20 protein-coding genes and 1 pseudogene are annotated in these 21,169 nt (G+C 60.0%); all 21 read right to left on the bottom strand.

The features are described 5' to 3' along the window. Positions 1 to 14: 14 nt before the first annotated feature. A complete protein-coding gene (xerD, locus tag L8U60_RS00480) occupies positions 15 to 920 on the bottom strand; it encodes a site-specific tyrosine recombinase XerD (RefSeq protein ID WP_269964429.1) in 906 nt (301 codons plus the stop codon). Then, complete coding sequence (locus tag L8U60_RS00475; protein WP_269964428.1) at positions 917 to 1,594, bottom strand: NUDIX domain-containing protein; 678 nt, start codon at positions 1,592 to 1,594, stop codon at positions 917 to 919. Before L8U60_RS00475 ends, xerD begins: the two co-directional genes overlap by 4 nt. Before the next feature lie 54 nt (positions 1,595 to 1,648). Beyond that, entirely contained in the window at positions 1,649 to 2,665 is a 1,017-nt protein-coding gene (locus L8U60_RS00470) for a copper transporter (protein ID WP_269964427.1), read from the bottom strand. Between the two features lie 15 nt (positions 2,666 to 2,680). Then, positions 2,681 to 3,931 (bottom strand): putative cytokinetic ring protein SteA, encoded by a 1,251-nt coding sequence (gene steA, locus L8U60_RS00465; protein WP_269964426.1) that lies wholly within the window; start codon positions 3,929 to 3,931, stop codon positions 2,681 to 2,683. A 79-nt stretch (positions 3,932 to 4,010) separates the two neighbouring features. Then, the gene (gene recN / locus L8U60_RS00460) at positions 4,011 to 5,741 is read right to left on the bottom strand and encodes a DNA repair protein RecN (protein WP_269964425.1); all 1,731 of its coding nucleotides are present in this window, start codon (positions 5,739 to 5,741) and stop codon (positions 4,011 to 4,013) included. Positions 5,742 to 5,745: 4 nt separating this feature from the next. Then, positions 5,746 to 6,702: an NAD kinase gene (locus tag L8U60_RS00455; RefSeq protein WP_269964424.1), complete on the bottom strand. Its 957-nt coding sequence runs from the start codon at positions 6,700 to 6,702 to the stop codon at positions 5,746 to 5,748. After that, positions 6,702 to 7,529, bottom strand: coding sequence for a TlyA family RNA methyltransferase (locus L8U60_RS00450; protein WP_269964423.1), 828 nt, complete (start codon positions 7,527 to 7,529; stop codon positions 6,702 to 6,704). The genes L8U60_RS00455 and L8U60_RS00450 overlap by 1 nt, the downstream gene beginning before the upstream one ends. A 9-nt stretch (positions 7,530 to 7,538) precedes the next feature. Continuing rightward, a complete protein-coding gene (locus L8U60_RS00445) occupies positions 7,539 to 7,739 on the bottom strand; it encodes a hypothetical protein (protein ID WP_269964422.1) in 201 nt (66 codons plus the stop codon). Next, positions 7,730 to 8,752: pseudogene (locus tag L8U60_RS00440) on the bottom strand (HAD-IIA family hydrolase). The gene L8U60_RS00445 and the pseudogene L8U60_RS00440 overlap by 10 nt, the downstream one beginning before the upstream one ends. A gap of 15 nt (positions 8,753 to 8,767) precedes the next feature. Continuing rightward, entirely contained in the window at positions 8,768 to 9,652 is an 885-nt protein-coding gene (locus L8U60_RS00435; protein WP_269964421.1) for a tetratricopeptide repeat protein, read from the bottom strand. 8 nt (positions 9,653 to 9,660) lie between these two features. Continuing rightward, positions 9,661 to 10,935, bottom strand: a complete 1,275-nt coding sequence (gene tyrS / locus L8U60_RS00430) for a tyrosine--tRNA ligase (RefSeq protein ID WP_269964420.1) — start codon at positions 10,933 to 10,935, stop codon at positions 9,661 to 9,663. Between the two features lie 74 nt (positions 10,936 to 11,009). Further along, positions 11,010 to 11,201 carry a Trm112 family protein gene (locus L8U60_RS00425; protein WP_269964419.1) on the bottom strand — a complete coding sequence of 64 codons (192 nt, stop codon included), beginning with the start codon at positions 11,199 to 11,201 and terminating at the stop codon, positions 11,010 to 11,012. A 20-nt stretch (positions 11,202 to 11,221) separates the two neighbouring features. Further along, on the bottom strand, positions 11,222 to 11,851 hold the full coding sequence (locus L8U60_RS00420; RefSeq protein WP_269964418.1) for a hypothetical protein: 630 nt from the start codon (positions 11,849 to 11,851) through the stop codon (positions 11,222 to 11,224). Further along, entirely contained in the window at positions 11,838 to 13,412 is a 1,575-nt protein-coding gene (locus L8U60_RS00415) for a VWA domain-containing protein (protein ID WP_269964417.1), read from the bottom strand. The genes L8U60_RS00420 and L8U60_RS00415 overlap by 14 nt, the downstream gene beginning before the upstream one ends. Beyond that, the gene (locus tag L8U60_RS00410; protein WP_269964416.1) at positions 13,409 to 14,677 is read right to left on the bottom strand and encodes a hypothetical protein; all 1,269 of its coding nucleotides are present in this window, start codon (positions 14,675 to 14,677) and stop codon (positions 13,409 to 13,411) included. The genes L8U60_RS00415 and L8U60_RS00410 overlap by 4 nt, the downstream gene beginning before the upstream one ends. A 50-nt stretch (positions 14,678 to 14,727) precedes the next feature. Then, positions 14,728 to 16,164: an argininosuccinate lyase gene (gene argH, locus L8U60_RS00405; protein ID WP_269964415.1), complete on the bottom strand. Its 1,437-nt coding sequence runs from the start codon at positions 16,162 to 16,164 to the stop codon at positions 14,728 to 14,730. Beyond that, entirely contained in the window at positions 16,164 to 17,366 is a 1,203-nt protein-coding gene (locus tag L8U60_RS00400; protein WP_269964414.1) for an argininosuccinate synthase, read from the bottom strand. Before L8U60_RS00400 ends, argH begins: the two co-directional genes overlap by 1 nt. A gap of 94 nt (positions 17,367 to 17,460) precedes the next feature. Then, entirely contained in the window at positions 17,461 to 17,979 is a 519-nt protein-coding gene (locus L8U60_RS00395) for an arginine repressor (protein WP_269964413.1), read from the bottom strand. Position 17,980: 1 nt separating this feature from the next. Beyond that, positions 17,981 to 18,931, bottom strand: coding sequence for an ornithine carbamoyltransferase (gene argF / locus L8U60_RS00390; protein ID WP_269964412.1), 951 nt, complete (start codon positions 18,929 to 18,931; stop codon positions 17,981 to 17,983). A gap of 3 nt (positions 18,932 to 18,934) precedes the next feature. Continuing rightward, entirely contained in the window at positions 18,935 to 20,158 is a 1,224-nt protein-coding gene (locus L8U60_RS00385; protein WP_269964411.1) for an acetylornithine transaminase, read from the bottom strand. Continuing rightward, positions 20,155 to 21,123: an acetylglutamate kinase gene (gene argB, locus L8U60_RS00380; RefSeq protein ID WP_420840127.1), complete on the bottom strand. Its 969-nt coding sequence runs from the start codon at positions 21,121 to 21,123 to the stop codon at positions 20,155 to 20,157. Before argB ends, L8U60_RS00385 begins: the two co-directional genes overlap by 4 nt. Positions 21,124 to 21,169: the final 46 nt, after the last annotated feature.

Raw genomic sequence — 21,169 nt, 5'->3', positions numbered from 1 at the left:
CTGATCCCAGTGACTCAGGAACGTGGGTGCGCGGTGCGCCAGACTTCACGCAAGTTCTCTGGAGTGACGTGAGTGTAGATCTGAGTCGTTGTCACACTGGCGTGACCTAGTAATTCTTGGACCGCGCGGACGTCCGCCCCACCCTCAAGAAGGTGTGTTGCAAAGGAGTGGCGCAGCGTGTGAGGGGAGATGTCTTTCTCAATCCCAGCCCGGGATGCTGCATCTTTGATGATCGTCCAGGCACTCTGCCGAGACAGTGCTCCCCCACGCTTATTCAGAAACAACGCGTGAGTTTTCCCCTTTGAAAGCGCAGGACGCCCGCGCACGAGATAAGCGTCGAGCGCGAGATTAGCGGCGCGTCCCACCGGGATAAGCCGCTGTTTATCCCCTTTACCGGTGACCTTCACGTACCCGGGGAGCTCCCTGACATCGTCCACAACGAGACCGAGCACCTCTGACACTCGTGCACCGGTGGCATACAGGATCTCCAACAACGCTTTGTCGCGCAGGTGGATGGGGGTTTCGGTGGGGCAGCCGTCGAGAAGCGTACTCACTTCAGTAATGCTCAATGTGTCTGGGAGCTTCTCCCCCTGCTTGGGAGGTGAGACACTCGCGGCAACATCCGCGACGACGATCCCTTCGACGGTGGCGAATTTGTGCAGACCTCGAGCAACAACAAGGGCGCGGCTGGCTGAGGAGGCAGCGAGTGGCCGCCTGCTTTCATCCCCGCGGCGCAGGTCCGCGACATAGGCCTCGAGATCAGCTGTTGTGACATTGGCGAGATCCGTCTTTCCCGCCGTATCCAACCAATCGAGGTAACGCTCAACATCGCGCCTGTAGTTGCTCAGCGTGTTGTCCGACACACCCCGCTCAACGGCGAGGTGGTCGAGCCATAACTGCCCGACAGCACGCGCTTTCATTGCTGCCCTATCTTCTTCATATCGGGCGCAATACCTTGTTGCTGGCGGCGCTGCGCCATATGCGTCGGGCGCAGATCAAACGGTGAGTCCACCGAGCGGGCTTCAGAGCGACCCGCAATGACCTCAGATGCGGCGAGGATGCCTGCGATGGCGATGGAGTTCACAATCCTGCCTGTCATCACTGCCTGGCGTGCCTCTTCAATGTGCAGCCAGGTAAAGCGCATATCGGCTTCCTCATCTTCAGCAGCAGGGCGCTCAACCTCGCGCAGGCCCGTAGCAAGAAACACACGCACTGACTCTTCGGCGAAACCCGGCGAAGTCACGAGGTCAAGCAACAACGACCAGTTCTGCGCTTCTAGCCCTGCTTCTTCGACGAGCTCGCGCTGTGCGGTGACCAGTTCATCCTCGCCTGCGAAATCCAAAAGGCCGGCAGGCAACTCCCACAAGCGCCGGCCGACACTGTGGCGGTACTGCTCCACCAGCGCGATGCGCTCATGCTCATCAACAGCAACCACGGCAACGGCGCCGAAATGCTCAACAATCTCACGGTCAGCACTAGTCCCACCCGGCATGGTCACCGAGTCCCGGCGCACCGCCAAGATCGGGGCGTCCACGAGCAGCTCGGAGCTGTTCACCGTGAATTCATGGCGCTGGGAATCTGAATGAGAAGTCATAGCAGCCAGTGTAAATCGGGCCCGGACGCACAACTCCGGGCCGAAACCTCGTTCCTAGCCGTTATCCTGCGCGCGTGGACGCTCCGGGGCTGGTGCCTGGGCGTTGGTTGCAGAACCATACGCACCGGACTTGCCACCGATCTGTTCAGCGAGAGCAAGGACAGTGGAGATACGACCGGTCTCCGAATCCAGGGAATCAACCGTGGACACTGCCGCCGAAGCCTCTGCGTTGGAACGAATCAGCGCGATGGATCCATTCGGGGATGCTGCACCGCGACGACCAGCGAGGACTACTGCGTCGCCGCGGGAATCCAGGCCACGTGCGAAATCAGCGAGCACAGTTGCGGCAAAGACATCCGCATCATCCTTAACGCCTTCGCCTTCTTCGATGTCCCCACCAGTGACCACGATAATGCCTTGCGCCGGGGTGATAGTGCCGTCGTCGTACTCAATGAAGCCACCATCGCGAAGCGCCTGAAGCACCAAGGCACGGTCCTCGACATTGGCCATCGGCTCATTCGTGTTCACGTCGAACATGAGCGCAGTGCCCAGGGACTCACCAGCGTGAGTGCCTGGCGCCTGGTTGTCCACTGAGAGCTGGGCACCCGCCGGCAGCGTATTCGCGATAATCGAGCGCAGCTGATCAGCACCATCCTGCGAGAGGAACTTGTCTGTCAGGGTGATCTCCCCTGCCACGGTCGCACCAGCCTGCTGTGCGAGCCAGCTGGTCACCTTCACATCGTCCTCATCCGCATTCGGGGCCCGGACGATGATGAACGGACGCTGGTCCAGAGTGCCCTCCACGATGCGGGTCGAGTTGCCCGCCAGCAAAGCGTTGGCGGAATTTGCCTCCGGATTAGCAGGTGCTTCCCCATCCTTGTCAGACGACCCGGGGGCCTTTCGCGCCCCATCGGAGCCCTTCGTCGTGGGGTCAATGTTGTTGAACGAGTAATCCGAAATTGGCGCCAAGGACGGAGCCACCACGAGGGTGCCCAGAGCCAGACCGCCAGCGAGACCCCATGCGAGGCCACTGGCTACCCAGCCGGCACCACCAGTTTTCTTCTTAGCCATGATGTTGCACCCCTCCTAGCGGTTAAAGATGTTCTGGACGGTAAAAGCAAAGTTGTTCCACGTGTCGATGAGGTTGTCAACGAACGTGCCATTGCCCATGAGCCCGACGATAAGAACGACGACGGCAAGTGCCACGAGCAGACCAAGGATCGCCCAAGCCCACGCAACGCCGGAGCCAGAAGAGGTCTTGTACAGGTTCTCAATCACCGTGGACTCGACGATGCGGTTGCCAGCCTTGAGGCGAGTGAGCATCGCTGCCGGGGACGCCGCCAGATCATTCGCGAAGATGCGGTCCAGGTCCACAATGTCACCCACCGTGACGATGGTTTCAGCCTCGTGGAAAACAGCCAGCAGGATAGCCAGATCCATCGGCGAATCCGCTGCCGCCGGGAACGTCACAGCACCGACACCGAGGTCCTGGATGCGCTCCAGGCCAGCAGCGTGTCCATCCGGATCAGCGGGGAGGATCACACGCGCATCACCGCGCAGCGTGTCGGTGGAGATGTCCGCCGGGTCGCCCACGATGAAATCGCAGGAGTAGCCGAGGTCGAGCAGTGTGTCAGCCGCGGAGCCCACACCAATAATCACCGGCTGGTACTCGCGGATGAAGTTGCGCAGGTTGGTCACGCGCTCACGCGCATCCGCGGTTGGTGCGACGATGAGGACCTTCTTGCCGTCCATGGCATCGCCGAGCTCTGGCACGCCTACGCCGTCGACAAGCAGCGGCGATTCAGAGTGAATGAACTCGATGCTGTTGCCGAAATAGGCTTCCATGTTGTCCACGAGTGCACGCTGTGCATCATCAAAAACCTTGTCAGCAGCACCGCGGCTGAGGTGGTCTGCCTGGGCAATGACCTTCTTGCCCACCACAATCTCACCATCCGTGTTCACCGTGGCCTTCTTGCCGTCACGGAAAGATTCGCGCGTAGCAGCGCCGGCGCCTTCGAAGAGGGGAATGCCAGCGTCAAGGAGCAGCTGAGGCCCATAATTCGGAATGTTGCCCGTGGAGAATTTCGCGATGTTCACGACAGCAGCAGGACGCTTATCCGCGAGCGTCTGCGCCTCACGACGCGTCAGATCCGGCGCATCCACAATGGCGATATCGCCCGCGCTGAACTTGCGTAGGCCTTTCCCCTGCGGCGTGCAATCACGCAGGTTACCGGTGATGGATGCGGTGAGTTTCTCCGTCTCGGCTGGGGCTGCGGCAGGAGTTGCTGGCGCAGCGGAGGTGTCAGCCTTCTTCGGGGTCGGTTCTTTCGAGCTCATGCCACGTGATCTTGCTGCATTAACCAGCATTATTGGTGGAGGCGCGCTGCAAAACGTCGCCGGAATCTTGAGATGAGGCTTAGAAGTCGTCGATCTCGGCCTGCGCGCGTTCGAACAACTCGGTGGCATGCGCGCGTCCGGTCTCTGAATCATCCATACCCGCCAGCATGCGTGCGAGCTCATCAATGCGCGCGTCGCCCTCCAGCACGTCTACACCGGATGTCACGGTCTCATCGCCAACATTCTTCGACACGTGCAGGTGTGTCGTGGCGTATGCCGCAACCTGTGGCAGGTGCGTGACCACGATGACTTGGTTGTTCTGCGCCAAACGTGCCAGGCGACGTCCAATTTCCACCGCGGCGCGACCACCAACGCCAGCATCGACTTCGTCAAAAACCAGGGTTGAGCCACCCTGCTGGCTGGAGAGAATCAACTCGAGTGCGAGCATGACGCGGGAAAGCTCACCGCCCGACGCACTCGACGCCAAGGGCTGCGGTTCAAGGGCATCATTCGGCGCCAGCCGCAGTTCGACGCTGTCCGCGCCATCGCGGTCGTAGTCTTGACTTTCGACGGCCACGGTGATCCGCGCCTTCGGCATCGCAAGCCCACGAAGCTCCTCCGTCACCGCCTTTTCCAGATCCTTTGCCGCGGCAGTACGCGCTTTGGTCAACGACTTGGCAGCGGTGATCATCTCTTTTTCGCTGGCAGCGACGCGCTTCTTCAGCTCCTCAATCGCTTCTGCGGAGGTGTCGATGGAGGCTAGACGCTTGGCTGCTTTCTCCCGCCATGCCAACACTCCTGCGATATCCGGCGCATACTTGCGCGTGAGAGACTTCAACTCCTGCTGCCGCTGCAAGAGACGTTCCAGTTCATCCGGATCGCTCGGCAGATCAGACAAGAACGTACCGAGTTCTCCTGAGACATCCGTCAGCACAGCAGCGACATCCGCCAGTTGACTGCCTAGTTCACGCAAGTGTCCGTCACTCGACTGCTGCAACGACGACGCGGCCTGGCCAATCAGCGTGGAGGCAGGCTCTGCGCTCTCTGCCCCACCGCCGAATTCACCAGCTGCCTCTGCCCCATCGATGGCAACGAGCGCTAACTGCGCTGATTCCCGCAAGGCATCCACGTCTTGCAGACGGTTGATGGTGGATACAAGCTCTGTGTCCTCACCATCTTGGGGATCAATCCCATCGATTTCGTCGACAGCAAACTGCAGCCGGTCAACTTCCTGCGCCAGCTCACGACGTTTTTCCGTTCGTTCCCGCAGATCCTTCGTCGCTGCACGCCATGTTGTATACGCCGCACGGTACCGCTCTTTGAGCGGCGCAATCGCCGGATCAAAAGCATCCAATGCGGCCAGCTGCTCTGCCGGGGCAAGCAGACGCAGCTGGTCATTCTGGCCATGGATAGTGAGCAGGTGCGAGGTGAACTCAGCCAGCGTCGCCGCCGGTACCGTCCGCCCACCAAGGTGAGCACGGGAACGACCGGTTGCTTTCACCGACCGCGCCGCCAAAAACTCATCGTTCTCATCCGGCGCAGCGCCGGCGTCATCGGTGATGGCGGTGATGGCGTCCCGGGCGACGTCGATAAGCATGCTCGTGTTAAAAGCACCTTCAACTGTCGCCTGCGTGGCTCCGGTGCGGACCTTCGACGCGTCAGCGCGACCCCCGGTGAGCAAGCGCAGACCAGTGACAACCATGGTTTTACCGGCGCCTGTTTCGCCCGTGAGCACGTTGAGACCCGGGGAGAATTCAACGGAAGAATGCGGGATAACGCCGAGGTTATCGATGGTGATTTCGGTGAGCATAAACCTACCGCTGAGTCACGTTGTCGGCGTAGGAGAAATCATCCTTCACCACAGGACCACGCCAGCCATTGACCGGCAGGTGAAGCTTGCTCACCAGACGGTCCGTGAATGGCCTGTCATCCAGGCGAACAAGACGAATTGGGTGCTCACCGCGCACAACCTCAAGGCGGGAACCCGGTGGCATATCAAGATGACGGAAGCCGTCCAGCACGACATCAGCGTGAGTCGTAGTAATCAAGGATTCAACAGCGACCTTGGAGCTCGGTGAGACCACGAGTGGCTTGGTAAACAGCGCGTGCGCATTATTCGGCACAACCAGAATGGCATCGAGTTCCGGCCACAGGATTGGGCCGCCAGCGGAGAAGGCGTACGCCGTCGAACCAGTCGGGGTGGAGATGAGCACGCCATCACAGCCGAAGGAGCTGACCGGGCGCAGATCAACTTCCAAGATGGCGTCCAAAACACCGCGGCGATCCAAGTTCTCCAAGCTGGCCTCATTGAGCGCCCAGCCCGTGCCCACCAAGTCATTATTGTGGTCATGCACAGTGACATCAATGGTCATGCGGCTATCCACCGAGTACTCGCGGTCGATCACACGACGAATCGCGGTCTCCAGACTGTCCTCTTCCCACTCGGCGAGGAAGCCAATGTGGCCAAGGTTGATGCCTAGAATCGGCACATCCTGTGCACGGGCATAACCGGCGGCGCGGAGGAAGGTGCCATCACCACCGAGGACGAGTACCAACTCACAGCCCTCAGCAGCATGCTCATCAGGCTCAACCCGGCAGAGTTCATCCAACGCCGGGTAATTGCCGGCGTACGGCAGTTCCTCATCGCCCAACAACCGGACGGTAAAACCTGCTTCGAGCAAAAGCTCCGTCGCACGCGCAGCGGATGCGATGTTTCCTTCGCGGCGAGTGTGAGGGACCAAAAGGACAGCACGGTCACTACTAGTAGCCATCAGTTCTTCGGTCCTTCCTCTACTGCACGCTGAATCATCGCGGCTAAATCTCCCTGGCTAGGGGCGCTCTTGCCGCCATCTTTAACGAGCCATAGGAAGTATTCTACGTTCCCGCTCGGCCCTGGAAGGGGTGATGCTACAGCAGCACGACAACTCAGCCCTAAAGTACGAGCAAATTCCGCCACACCCAAGGTCACGTCCGCCCTCAATTCCGGTGAGCGGACAACTCCCCCGCTGCCCAGCCGTTCCTTGCCCACTTCAAACTGAGGCTTGACCATAGGCAGCAGGTCAGCACCATCTTCCAAGCACGCTGCGATTGCTGGTAGCACCAGCTCGAGGGAAATGAACGATAGGTCACCCACCATGAGCTGTGCTGGCCCATCCATCATCTCGGGTGTGAGGTGACGAATATTAGTCCTGTCCAGCACCGTCACGCGCTCGTCGTTTTGGAGGCGCCACACCAGCTGCCCGTAGCCGACATCCACGGCGACGACTTCCTTGACGCCACGGCGTAGCAACACATCAGTGAAGCCGCCCGTTGACGCACCGGCATCCAAAGCGCGTTTGCCGGTTACGTCAAGACCGAGTGGCTCGAATGCCTCGAGGGCACCGAGCAACTTGTGCGCACCACGCGAAGCCCAATCATCCCCTTCGGCCTCGGCTACTTTGATGGACACATCCGGTTCCACAACCGTGGCTGGCTTCTTTGCCACGAAGCCGCCTACTTCCACGCGGCCAGCCTTGATCCATTCCACTGCTTGCTCGCGGGACCGCGCGATCTTTCGCCGCACGAGTTCCGCATCTAAGCGCCTACGTCCTGGTGCCATTATCGTCCCCTAAACCCTGTCCTGGAGGGCTTCAGTGAGCACCTCATACGCGGCTTCATACTCAGCCAATTCCGTAGCCAAGTCATCCATTGGCTGGGACAACACTGCCTCGAAGCGTGCTGATAGCTCCTCTGGCGTCATCGAAGCCTGCCGCGGATCATGCGGCTTGGGTACCGGCTTGGGGTGGTGCTGCATGGGGCCTACCACCATGCCTCAATAGCGGCCTCAGCTGTAGGGGAAGCAGCCTTGACCTGGACGTTGATCGCAGGCTCCTCAAGCGACCACACAGCGCTCAATACTGTGCGCAGCGCTTGCAACCACGTGGAGTCCTCGTTGCCACCACCAAGGATGATCACGGTGTCACCGGCTCCATCCCCTTCAACCGACACGGTGAAACCACCCTGCGGAGCGGGTGCCAGAGCGGAGAAGTCGCCTGCACATTCCGTGAGCACTCTCATGTCCTCGGCGATGAAGGTGGGACGCTGCTCAACCGGTGCCGCAATCAACGCCTTCGGCCCTGAAACACCAGTGAGCACATGCAGCGTGTCCATCTCTGCGGCCACGCCACCAGCGATATCCGTATCCAAACGGTCGCCCACAACCAAAGGCTTATGCACACCAAGGGTTTCCTGCGCCAGGTCAAACATGGCGCGCCCCGGCTTGCCGGCAGCAGCAGGCACGACACCCGTGGCGTTGGTCACCGCGGCGACCATGGATCCATTGCCCACCATGAAGCCACGCTCCGCCGGCAAGGTCGAATCCAGGTTGCTCGCCAGATAAACAGCACCCTTGCGAATAGACAATGCCGCTTCCGAAAGCTGCCGCCATCCTGTGTCCGGGTTATGGCCGTGAAGGACCACTGCCGGGTCATCATCAGCGGAGTCAACAACGTTGAAACCAGCATCACGCACCAAGTCTTTGAAGGAATCCGCGCCGACAACGAGCACGTTCGCGCCGGGCTCCGCATGACGTTGCGCAAGCAAGGCAGCAGCTTGTGCTGATGTCAGCACATCTGCTGACGCCGCGTTCAGGCCAATCGCCTGCAACTTGCCCGCAACCTAATCAGGTCCTTTAGACGCATTGTTGGTCACATAAGCAACGGCCGTCCCGGTGGCAGCACACGCGTTGATGTTTTCAACAGCATGTGGAATAGCGTCACCACCAGCCCACACCGTGCCGTCCAGGTCGAGCAACAAAGCGTCATATGGCGCGATTCCGCTCATCGCCAATCCACTCCCCTAGCCCAGTTCCTTGAGGCGCTGCGCAGCGTCCGTCCACTCCTCGTCGTCTACAGCGGCGACGTGCTCGAACCAATGACGCGCCTCATCAGTACGGCCGACCTGCGCGAGCGCATCCGCGTATGCGTAGGCCAGACGGGTCTGCGCGAAGCCTTGCGAGCTTAACGACGGATTCATCTGCTGCAACGTGGCCAACGCCGATTCGTGCTGCCCCAGATCATGGCGCGCGCCGGCGACCACAATGGCCAACTCAATGCGTGAATCCGGATCCAGCTGCTTCACTTCCGGGCTACGACCAATCTCAATGGCTTTTTCTGGGCGACCAAGTCCACGCTCTGCATCCGCCATGACGGCCAGCAAACCTGGTCCACCACTCATGCGACGTGCCGCACGGAGTTCAGACAGTGCTTCCTTCCATTCACCAGCGTGATACGCGGCGATGCCTGCTGCCTCGCGGACAACACCCACACGGCCAGCACGGTTCTTTGCAGCACGCGCATGAGTCAGCGCCAATTGCGGATCATCTGCCATCCACGTGGCCGCCATGATCATGTGCTTGGCCACCTTGTCGGCATTGTCCTTCGCTAGCACACGGAGGTCCTGCAGCACCGATGGATCCAGATCGGACGGATCAATATCCTCCGGAATCGCTGGCTCGTTTTCTTTCTGCGCCATGCGGTCTTCGCGGAAGCCCTGGCGGTATGGGTTCGACCTGTCGTGACGCACCTTGCCGTTGCTGCCGTCACGTCCAGCGCCACCACGATTCGCGTGAGTGCGGCGTGGACGGCCATCCCCTTGGCGTTTCCCGCCAGTCTGGCGGTCCGGACGACCGTCGCGGCGTTCGCGGCGCTCGCCACCGTGCTTCTTGTTGTTGTCTTCGCTCATTGGTTGACCTACCCGTTCACCTTGACGCCAGAGAAGTTCTTCTTGCCACGACGCAGCACAATCCAAGAACCGTGGAGCAGATCTGCTTCAGACGGCTCCCAATCCTCAGAATCAATGCGCTGATTGTTTGCGTAAGCGCCGCCTTCCTTGATGGTGCGGCGTGCAGCACCCTTGGACTCAGCCAGACCAGTGCCCACGAGCATGTCCACGATGGTGCGCGGCTCACTCGCGTTGATCTCAAAGACCTCTGTCTCGGACACAGCGGCAGCCAGCGTTGCTTCATCCAGATCGGTCAGTTCAGCGCGGCCAAAGAGTGCCTGGGATGCAAGCTCCACGTTCTTGGTGGCCTCCGGACCGTGAACCAGGTCCGTCATCTCCTGTGCAAGCTTCTTCTGTGCAACGCGCTTGAACGGACGCTCCTTGACCTCAACCTCGAGCTCATCCAGCTCCTCCTTGGTCAGGAAGGTGAACCAGCGGAGGTAGCGGATCACATCGGCGTCCGCGGTGTTGATGAAGTACTGGTACCAGCGGTACGGGCTGGTCATCTCCGGGTCCAACCACAACGAGCCACCACCGGTGGACTTGCCAAACTTCTTGCCCTCAGAGTCAGTGACCAGCGGAACCGTCAGGGCGTGCACGGACGCACCGTCAATGCGGCGGTTGAGATCCACGCCCGCAACCAAGTTGCCCCACTGATCAGAGCCACCGACCTGCAACACGCAATCATGACGCCGGCGCAGCTGCACGTAGTCATTGGCCTGCAGGAGCATGTAGGAAAACTCGGTGTAAGAGATACCGTCATTTTCCAAACGACGCTTCACCGTGTCACGGGAGAGCATCGTGGACAAGGAGAAGTGCTTTCCCACATCACGCAGGAACGTAATCACGGACATCTCATTGATCCAGTCCGCGTTGTTCACCATGATGGCTGCGTTCTCGCCCTCAAAGGACACGAAACGCTCAAGCTGGCCAGCAATACGCTTAGCCCAATCACCGACGGTGTCGGCGGAGTTCATGGAGCGCTCCCCCACATCACGCGGGTCACCAATCATGCCCGTAGCCCCACCAGCGAGCACGATCGGTGTGTGGCCAGCTTCCTGGAAGCGGCGCAACATCAGCAACGGCACGAGGTGACCAGCGTGCAAGGACGGACCCGTCGGATCAAAACCTGCATACAGGGTGATCGGTGCCGCGGTAGCGTCCCGCAGCGCATCCAAGTCAGTGGACTGGTTGATCAGTCCGCGCCACTCTAGTTCGTCGATAATGTTTGCACTGTCAGCCATGGAGCAGTTCTTTCAAGCCTCGTTGAGTTGTAGATGGAAATTCAAAGAAAAGGTGAGCAGCCCGCTGCCGGGTTCTATGCGGCGGGGTACGGCTCTGCTTCGTCGATAAGCAAAACTGGGATGCCCTCATCGATGCGATAGGCAATACCAAGCCGGCGGTTGACCAGCAATTGCTCGTCCTTGAGATACTCCAGCGGGCCCTTATCTTTCGGGCACGCGAGAATATCGAGGAGCTGCGGGTCAAGCGTTGAATTATTCGCCGTCATGGTGCTTCATCGTACCTTGTTCAGTTCTCATCCAACCCAGGCAGGTCACCGAAGGCTTCCCGCAGCGTACGCGCCTGCGAATCCAAAGCACGCAGGTTCTGGTCCAAGATGCCCTGCTTCACTTTTTCCGCCGCGTTGGTCAGCGTGGTGAGAGAGCCGGTGACAACATCAGCAGCCTCCGGGCTGCGGTATTGCGGCGCGCCCAGGTACGTCGTTATCACCTCAGGCAGGTAGATATTCACGATGTTCCAGATGGTCTGCTGATGCTGCGGCGCTGATTCCAAGTCATCCCACTCATCCAGAACGAACTTCAGTGTCTCTTCCAGCTCCATCGCCTGCACCCCAACGGACGCCGGCGGATCTACCTTGTACAGCGGCTGAAGGGCCTGATCAAGCCTTGCGTCCAACTGCTTCCCCGGTGGCAGCGCTGGTGGAGTGTTCGAGGGAAGAGCCTTTTGCGGTGGCGCAGGAGTCAGCAGCACACCAGCGCCCCACGCGGCGGCCGCGGCGACCGGCCACAAGAGCCCGAAGGGAAACACCAACTGAACACCAATGACAGCCGTGGCAAGGCCCATGCCCACCAAGTTCTTCCTGGAGGTGAAAAAGTTATCACCGCTGAGAGCTTCGGCAAAGCGATTATTGGTACCCACGAATCTCCTTGAACGCCTCGGCGAGATCACCATTGAGCGCGTCGAACACAGCTCCACCAGTCATGTCAGCCAGTAGGTTCATCTCTTCAACATTGGCTTCACCGTACAAGATGACAAAGACTGGGACAGTGCCTTTCTTCAAGGTGATCCGGTCATAGTCCTGCTTGAAGGTCGCGAGGTCTCGCCCAGCCGTCACTTCACCATCAGTCAGAAGCACGATCGACGTAATACCCGCCTTCGGATCAGTCTTCGTGATGACATCAATGAGTGTGTCGTAGATATTGGTTTCCCCACCAGCCTGGAATCCATCGATGTAGTCCTGGAATTGCTTCTTTACAGCCGGGTCAGCGGAGTTGTACTCACCGGTGAAGGGCACGTACGGGACACTCGCGAATTGCTGGAGCGTCACCATTTCCCCATCGCGCAAGGACACATTTCCGGTGTCCGTTGCAGCCGAACCGTCAATCAGGGACGTCATGATCTCTTTCAGTGAATCGAGGCGCTCTCCTTCCATGGAACCGGAGGTATCCAACACGAACGTCGTGTTACCGCGAGTACGGAACTCGTTGTTGTAGCGGTCGACGAGGCTCTGCACGGTGCCGTAATTGCCTGGGAACGGCAGCTCAATGACCGTCTGGCCTTGCAGTTCCGCCGGCATGTTCTCAACATCGCTAACTGGGCGACGGAAAGACTCCGCGACGCTCTGCTGGTGGTCAAGCAGCCAGGCAGAGAGTGCTTTCACCTTTGCTGCTGCATCGTCGTTCTTGGGCTCCGCCAACGTTGACAATGGATAATCCGCAGAGATCACACCGTCAGCCGGCACGATAACCTCAATCGCAGCACCCTCAGCGCGGAGCTGATGGAGCGTGGATTCGTAGTTAATAATCGCGTCGGCCTTACTCGGGTCCTCTTTAAACACATCCGCGAGCCAACCCGAAGATCCGGAAACCAGCGTGAGCGCTTGGAACAGTTCTTGAAGCCTCGGACTAACCTTCTCCACATCATGATCAGTCAACGCGGAGCCGGTATCAGCCATCGCGGTGGCCACGGAGACGAGAGCTGAGAAGCCAGAATTCGACGAAGATGGATCGGTCATGCCGAAGGTGAATTTCCCTTCGCGAGCTGCGTCAGCAAAGTCACTCCAGGTGGGTTGCTTGATGTCCCACCCAAGTTCCTTTGCCTTGGCCTTGTTCACACCAAACGCGACTGGACTCGAAGCAATCTTCGTCTCATCCGCCAGCGCACCACGGGCACCAATCAGATCGACATAGCGGTTGGTAGCCATCCAGGTTGCGTCAACCTCACCGTTGAACTTTCCGTTCTTGAGGTCCTGGGAATTCTGCAGAGTGCCCCCGTGGAACTCCAACGTGATGGGAAACCCGAGATCACGCGAAGCCTGCATGACAAGGGGTTCAAGATCCTTTAACTCGGTCGCAGCGACAATGCTCAGCGCGTCATCCGGGAAAAACGGGGATGCGTTAGGGTCTTTGCTGTTCTCGCCACAGGCGACGAGGACGCTACCCGTCAGGAGAGCAACAAGCAGCGCTACTAACTTCTTCATTTCTCTTGCTCCTCTTGATTCCGTGGCGGGACGGTGCCATAGCGCGTGCCCGTTCCCTCAATGAGTGCTTCCAACCGGTCGTAGTTTGGTGGGTCCACCGACGAGACGTAGCTCGACGGTGCGGGAAGCCCCTTGTCTGCCAGGGCTTCCGTCAGATAATCATTGCTCGCTGGGCGGAACCCGTGCTGCGCCGCCAGGCGCTGCAGCGTCTCATCCGTGGACAAGAGGCGCCCAAGCTCCTTGCCCTCTGCGCTGATGCCTACGATGCCGTGGTTAGCCAGCATCGTCGGCTCAAGCTGAACCAGCACCATGTCGTCCTTGATGCGGGAGTTCGGCTTCATTTGCTCGCCGAGGAACTGGGCCTCGTAGACAAGCACCATCGGCGTGGATCCCATGCCTTGGCTCAAGTAGTCATTGAACGGCCCTGCGGACGAAGACTGGGTGTAGCCCTGACCGGTGAAGTACGGCGACACCTGCTGCGTCAGCCATGCAACATCATCTGCCTTGTCCGGTTCACGTTCACCGAACTGCCACGCCAGGATAGACAGGAACATCGCTGCCGAATTGGACGTACGAATGTCCGTCGTAGAAATCTGAACATTGCGCGGCGACGGGAAGCTATCGCCTAGATCACGCCAGCGCTTCCCCTCCTTGGTGATGTCGATGTACTTGTTCATGTCGAGGATGTAGCTCTCCCCCTCCTGGCGCACCACGCCAGCACCCATGAGCAAGTCCACGATCGGTTTGAACGTAGCTACCGCCATCGGGGAGAAGAACGGGTAATCAGCGGTATAGCCCGACCCCTGGTCCGTCACCTTCTGGGTAGCCGGACTGGAGGATGGGGAGACGAAGTCTTCATTATCCAGGTCCACTTCGGTGGCGATACGCCGTGAACCGGCGGTGCTCACCGTGACGGTGTACCCAAGTTCCGCCAAACGTTCCACCACAGCGGGGTCCTCGAAGTACTCCCGCTTCTCTGACCCCACCACGCCATGGATGGCCTTGGTTCCTTTAGCGGGAGCTGGCTTGGAATCCCCATCGCTTCCGGCGCTGAAGCGATCAGTCAGACCAGATGGCCCGGGAATCATTCCGCGTCCCATCAAGACGGCCAGGACGGCAACAATGATGAGCAGGATGCCGAGACCAACGGAGCATCCCCGACGCTTCTTTCCGGATGAGTTGCTACTGGGCGTCCCAGTATCCGATGGCCCAAAAGTGGGCGCAAAACTCGTGCCGTAGGAGGTATGAGGCTCTTGCGTGGACATGGGCACAGTTTATTGTGTCCCATGCCACTCTGCAGGCTAACTTGAGACTCTTATGCCCCGCGCACGGGTGTCTGCGCCCACTTACGGGCCGCAGCATTCGCCTCATCAACGCGCTGGCGCTGCTCGGCAACACGCACTCCGGCGGTGCCACCGCGGGTTGCACGGGACGCCACAGCACCATCGATGGTGAGCACCTCGCGCACCTCAGGGGTGAGGCGCTTATCGACGCTCGCCAGCTCCTCATCCGTCAAATCCACAAGGTCAACGCCACGGGATTCAGCGATTCGGACGCAAGCGCCGGATGCCTCATGGGCTTCACGGAACGGCACGCCTTGGCGGACCATCCACTCAGCCAAGTCAGTAGCAAGGGTGAAGCCAGCCGGGGCAAGCTCACGCATGCGGTCTTCGTGAAAGACGAGGGTGGAAACCAAACCGGTCATTGCCGGCAGAAGGATGCGGAGCTGGTTGACCGAGTCAATGATCGGCTCCTTATCTTCCTGCAGGTCACGGTTGTAGGCCAGTGGCATGGCCTTGAAGGTGGCCAGAAGACCGGTGAGGTTACCAATCAGGCGACCGGACTTACCGCGGGCAAGCTCAGCCACATCCGGGTTCTTCTTCTGAGGCATGATCGAAGAGCCCGTCGACCATGCGTCATCGAGGGTGACGTAACCAAACTCCGGCGTGGACCACGCGATGATTTCCTCAGCAAGGCGAGAGATATCCACACCGATCTGAGCCAAGACGTAGGCAGCCTCCGAGACGAAGTCGCGGGAGGACGTTCCGTCCAGGGAGTTATCCGCAGCCGAGTCGAAGCCGAGCTCTTCTGCAATAGCCTCCGGATCAAGCTTGAGGGACGACCCAGCCAGGGCACCAGAACCGTACGGGGACACAGCCAGACGCTTATCCAGGTCGCGGATGCGCTCCAAGTCACGCAACAGTGGCTGAGCGTGAGCAAGCAGGGAGTGCGCGAGAAGGATCGGCTGCGCTGCCTGGAAGTGTGTCTTACCCGGCATGATCGCATCCGGGTGGTTCTTCGCCTGCGTGCTCAAAGCCTCGACCAAGTCAGTGACATCGAGGGAAACGGTCCGCACCGCATCGCGCAGCCACATGCGGAACATGGCTGCAACCTGATCGTTGCGGGACCGGCCGGCGCGCAAGCGCCCGCCAAGTTCCGGGCCTACACGATCGATGAGGCCACGCTCCATGGCGCCGTGGACATCCTCATCGGTGGGTTCGGGCCCAAACGAGCCATCAGCGACATCGCGGCCGAGCTGATCCAGACCGGCAAGCATGTCTTCCAGGTCCGAGTCCGTTAGAAGACCCGCACGGTTGAGCACCTTCGCGTGGGCCTTGGACGCCAACACGTCATACGGCGCGAGGATCCAGTCGAAGTGAGTGGAGACAGACAGAGCGAACATCGCCTCTGACGGACCGCCGGAGAACCGGCCACCCCACAATGCGCCTTGATTCGTACCGTGCTGTTCCATTACTTGCCAGCTTCGCGGTCACGCTTGTTGGCGATCTCGGAGGACAAGCCGTGCAGCTTGACAAAGCCCTTGGCGTGGGACTGGTCGAAGGTATCGCCCGTGTCGTAGGTAGCCAGGTTGAAGTCGTACAGCGAGTGGCTGGAACGACGGCCGTTAACCGTGATGGAACCAGCATGCAGCACCATGCGGATATCGCCGGTGACGTGCTCCTGGGTGGACTCGATAAAGGCATCCAGGGAGCGCTTCAGCGGGCCGAACCAGAGGCCGTCGTAGACCTCCTCGGACCAACGTGCGTCGATAAGCCTCTTGTAACGCGCAAGCTCACGCTCGACGGTGACGTCCTCGAGAGCCTCGTGTGCCGTGATGAGAGCAACTGCGCCCGGTGCTTCGTAGACCTCGCGGGACTTGATGCCCACCAGGCGGTCCTCCACCATGTCCAGGCGACCGATGCCCTGGGCACCAGCGCGGCGGTTCATCTCTTCGATGGCCTCGAGCATGGTCACCTTACGGCCGTCGATAGCCACCGGCTTGCCGCCTTCGAAGGAGATGATGACCTCGTCCGGAGCATTGCCCAGCGCCGGGTCCTCAGTGTAGGCGTACAGGTCCTTGGTCGGCGGGTTCCACAGATCCTCGAGGAAGCCAGTCTCGACAGCGCGGCCCCACACGTTCTGGTCGATGGAGAACGGGGATGCGGCGGACTGCTCGATCGGCAGGTCCTTGCCCTCGGCGTACTCGATGGCCTTGTCACGCGTCCACGCGTAGTCACGCGCCGGAGCGATGATCTCCAGGCTCGGATCCATGTTGACAAAGCCGACCTCGAAACGAACCTGGTCATTGCCCTTACCGGTGCAGCCGTGAGCGACGTGCGTGCCACCGTGCTCCTTGGCAGCTTCCACGAGGTGCTTGACAATCAGCGGGCGGGAAATAGCAGAGACCAGCGGGTACTGCTTCATGTACATGCCGTTTGCCTTGATGGTGGGCAGGCAGTATTCCTCAGCGAATTCATCGCGGGCGTCCACGACGATGGACTCAACAGCGCCGCAGTCAAGAGCGCGCTGGCGCACGGACTCCATGTCCTCGCCACCCTGGCCGAGGTCGAGGGAGACAGCGACGACCTCGCCACCGGTCATCTCGGCGAGGTACGGGATTGCGACGGAGGTGTCCAGGCCGCCGGAATAAGCAAGAACGACGCGATTGGTCATATGTGTTCAGGGCTCCTTAGCTCTGTTGTGGGCTTTGTAATGTTTTGTTGAATATTCACGGCTTCACTGCGTGAAAAGACTGTATGACAGCGTACTACCCTGCTCCTGGGTCCTCGCCGTCGGAATGCTCTTCGCGGTCGCCCATGAACTCCTCCGCCAGCTCTTTGCCGGTGAGGGGCTCACGCGCCAGTACGAAGACGGTGTCATCGCCAGCGATAGTACCCACGACTTTGTCCAGTGCGACGCGGTCGATGTAGCTAGCCAGGTACTGTGCGGCGCCCGCCGGGGTGCGCAGGACAGCGATGTTGCCAGTGTGGTCGATGGACACCACAAGCTCGGCGAGCATACGGCGGAGTTTGTCCCGCGGACCTTTCGGCGAAGCCTGGAAGGACTGGGCTTCTTCGCCGACGGCATAGTAGGAACGGCCGCCACCAGATGGTCGGACCTTGCGGGCACCCAGCTCATCCAAATCACGGGACAGGGTGGCTTGAGTGATATCAATGCCTTCGTCGAGAAGCAGCTCGGACAGCTGGACCTGGGAGGACACCCGCGTGTGATCCAAAATCGCCAGAATCTTTGCCTGGCGCACTGTGCGTGAATTCGGTGCGGTCATGCTACTGGTTCTCCAAAAGCCAGGTCAGCAGGGCTTTCTGCGCGTGCAGGCGGTTTTCTGCCTCATCGAAGACACGGGACTGCGGTCCGTCGATGACATCCGCAGTGACCTCGCTGCCGCGGTACGCCGGCAGGCAGTGGAGGAAGATCGCATCGTCCGCCGCGCGGTCCATCACGGCCTGGTTGACCTGGTACGGCAGGAACGGCGTGCGGCGGTCCTTGCCGTCTTCTTCCATGCCCATGGACACCCACGTATCAGTGATCACCACATCGGCACCGTTGACCTCAGCCAGATCTGTAGACACCATGACCTTGGCGCCAGTCTCCTGCGCACGGGTTTGTGCGCGGGCAACGAACTCCTTCTTGGGCAGGAAGCCCTCTGGTGCGACGATGGAGATGTCCATGCCCGCTGTAGCAAAGCCGATCATGTAGGAATTGGCCATGTTGTTGTCGCCATCGCCGAGGTACACAGCCTTCTTTCCGGCAAGGCCTGCAGCGCTTTCCTCCGGGCAGAGGTTCTCAATGATCGTCTGCAGATCCGCCAAAATCTGGCAGGGGTGCAAGTCATCGGACAGCGAGTTGATGATGGGCACGGTGGCACCCTGTGCCATCTCAAAGAAGTTGGAGTGCGCGTAGGTGCGCCAGACGATCGCGGACACGTAGCGCGACAAGGTTGCACCGGTGTCCTGGAAGGTCTCGCCTTTACCCATCTGCGAGTTACCGGTCTCCGCCACGATGGGGAATCCGCCAAGTTCCGCGATACCCGTCATGAAGGAAAAGCGCGTACGCGTGGAGGTCTTGTCAAAGAGCACGGCCACAGATTTCGGCCCTTCAAGCGGGCGGTAGGCGTAGCGGTCCTGCTTCATCTTCGCCGCCAGCGCCAGCACTTCTGCCTGCTCAGCGGGCGAAAGATCATCATCAGCCAAAAAATTTCGTGGTGCTGCGTGAATCATTATTTATTCTCCTTCAGCTTCCGCGCGGAGACACTCCGCCAAGGTTGTTGCGAATGCTGCTACTGCCGCATCCAATTCTTCATCACTAATGGTTAGCGTTGGCGTCAATCGCACAACACGGTCCGTTGGCGCGTTCAGAATCAGGCCGTTTGCCAGGCCTCGTGCCACCATCTTCTTCGCCACTGGCGCGTCCAAAACAACGCCGAGCATGAGTCCGCGCCCACGCACGTGGTCAACGCCAGCTAGCTTTTCGACGTCCCCCGCAAGCTTCTCCCCCTTCGCCCGCACCGTCTGGCAGAACTCATCGTCGACCACACCGAGTACCGCCTGAGCAGCAGCGCAGGAAATCGGATTGCCGCCAAACGTTGTGCCGTGGGAGCCGGGCGTGAACAGCGTTGCTGCCTTGCCACGGGCAATCACTGCACCGATAGGCATGCCCCCGGCCAGACCCTTGGCCATCGTCACAATGTCCGGGGTGACCCCTGCTGCCTGGTGCGCGAAGAAGTCTCCAGTACGCCCCACACCCGTTTGCACCTCATCAACCACCATGAGGATTCCGTGCTTATCGCACAGCGCGCGAACATCCTCCAAGAACCCCTCCGGCGCCGGGATGACGCCGGTCTCACCCTGGATTGGCTCTAGGAAGATAGCCGCTGTGTTCTCCGGATCCTGCTCAACGAGCCCGCGGAGGTTCTCAATGTCACCGTACGTGTAGAACTCCACGCCCGGCACCAGTGGTTCAAAAGGCTTCTGCTTGGCCGGCTGCCCGGTCAACGACAGCGCACCCATCGTGCGTCCATGGAACCCATGCACGGCGCTGAGCACCCGTGTCCGCCCAGTCAGACGAGAGATCTTGAACGCTGCCTCATTAGCCTCTGCACCCGAGTTGCAGAAGAACACGCGTGCATCATCAACACCAAAGCGCGCGCGCAATTCTTTCGCCACTGCTAACGCTGGCTCAGAGCCAAAGAAATTGGAGATGTGCCCAAGGGTGCGCACTTGCTGTTCGACGGCTTCCACCACCGCCGGGTGCCCATGACCCAGGGAATTAACGGCAATGCCCGCGAGCAGATCGATGTAGGTCTTGCCATCAGCATCAGTCACCGTGGCACCATCCCCAGACACCAACTGCAACTGCGGGGTGCCATAGGAATCCATGAACACACCCGACCACTCGGCCAGCGCTTTCGCGTTCGTCACTGAAGAATCACTCACTGTATCGCTCATTGCATATCGTCCTTCCTGAACACGGTGCCATCCGGGTAGTTCTCACGCTCATATTCATTGGGCAGAACCATGGTGCCAATGCCACCCATGGTGAGCAGCTCCAACAGAACGGAGTGCGGGATACGCCCGTCAATGACGTGTGCTGCTGCCACTCCCCCGTTCACGGCCGTCAGGCACGCTTCCATCTTGGGGATCATGCCCGAATCAAGATTCGGCACGATCTTCTCCAGCTCACCCACCTCGATCTTGGACACCAAAGAATCCTTGTTCGGCCAATCGGTGTACAGGCCTTCAACGTTGGTGAGCACCACGAGGCGCTCTGCGTTCAAGGCAGCAGCGAGCGCACCAGCGGCGGAGTCCGCGTTGATGTTGTACACATTGCCATCCGCACCAGGCGCAATGCCGGACACCACGGGGATCCTGCCCGCGTCGATAATGTCCATCACCGCCGTGGGGTCTACGTCCACGATCTCGCCGACGAGACCAATGTCCGTCATCTCACCGTCCACCTCAACGAGGCGCTTCTCCGCGGTGAAAAGGCCGGCATCCTCGCCTGACGTGCCCACTGCGTACGGGCCGTGGGAGTTGATGCGCCCCAACAAGTCACGGCCAACCTGGCCGAAGAGAACCATGCGCACGACATCGAGAATCTCCGGCGTGGTCACGCGGAAACCACCAACGAACTCGCCACCGTCGAGCCCCAAACGGCCCAGCATGGTGGTGATCTGTGGGCCACCGCCATGGACGACCACCGGCTTGGCGCCCACGGTGCGCAGGAACACCATGTCGGCGGCGAAGGCTGACTTCAGCTCATCATCAATCATGGCGTTGCCGCCGTACTTCACCACCACGATCTTGTCGCGGAAGTGTTGAAGCCACGGCAAGGCTTCCGCCAACACCTGTGCACGGTCCTGGCTGGTCAATCCCCGCGTCAGTTCCGCTGCCGCATCCATTTTGCTGCCCATCTTTTCTTCCTCAGTACTGTTTCTCAGGCCGAACTTCTGACGCTCT

It is taken from the genome of Corynebacterium meitnerae, assembly GCF_027570075.1.
GTDB lineage: Bacteria > Actinomycetota > Actinomycetes > Mycobacteriales > Mycobacteriaceae > Corynebacterium > Corynebacterium meitnerae.
The sequence above is the reverse complement of the archived record's forward strand: the minus strand, read 5'-3'. Positions and strand labels throughout refer to the sequence as shown.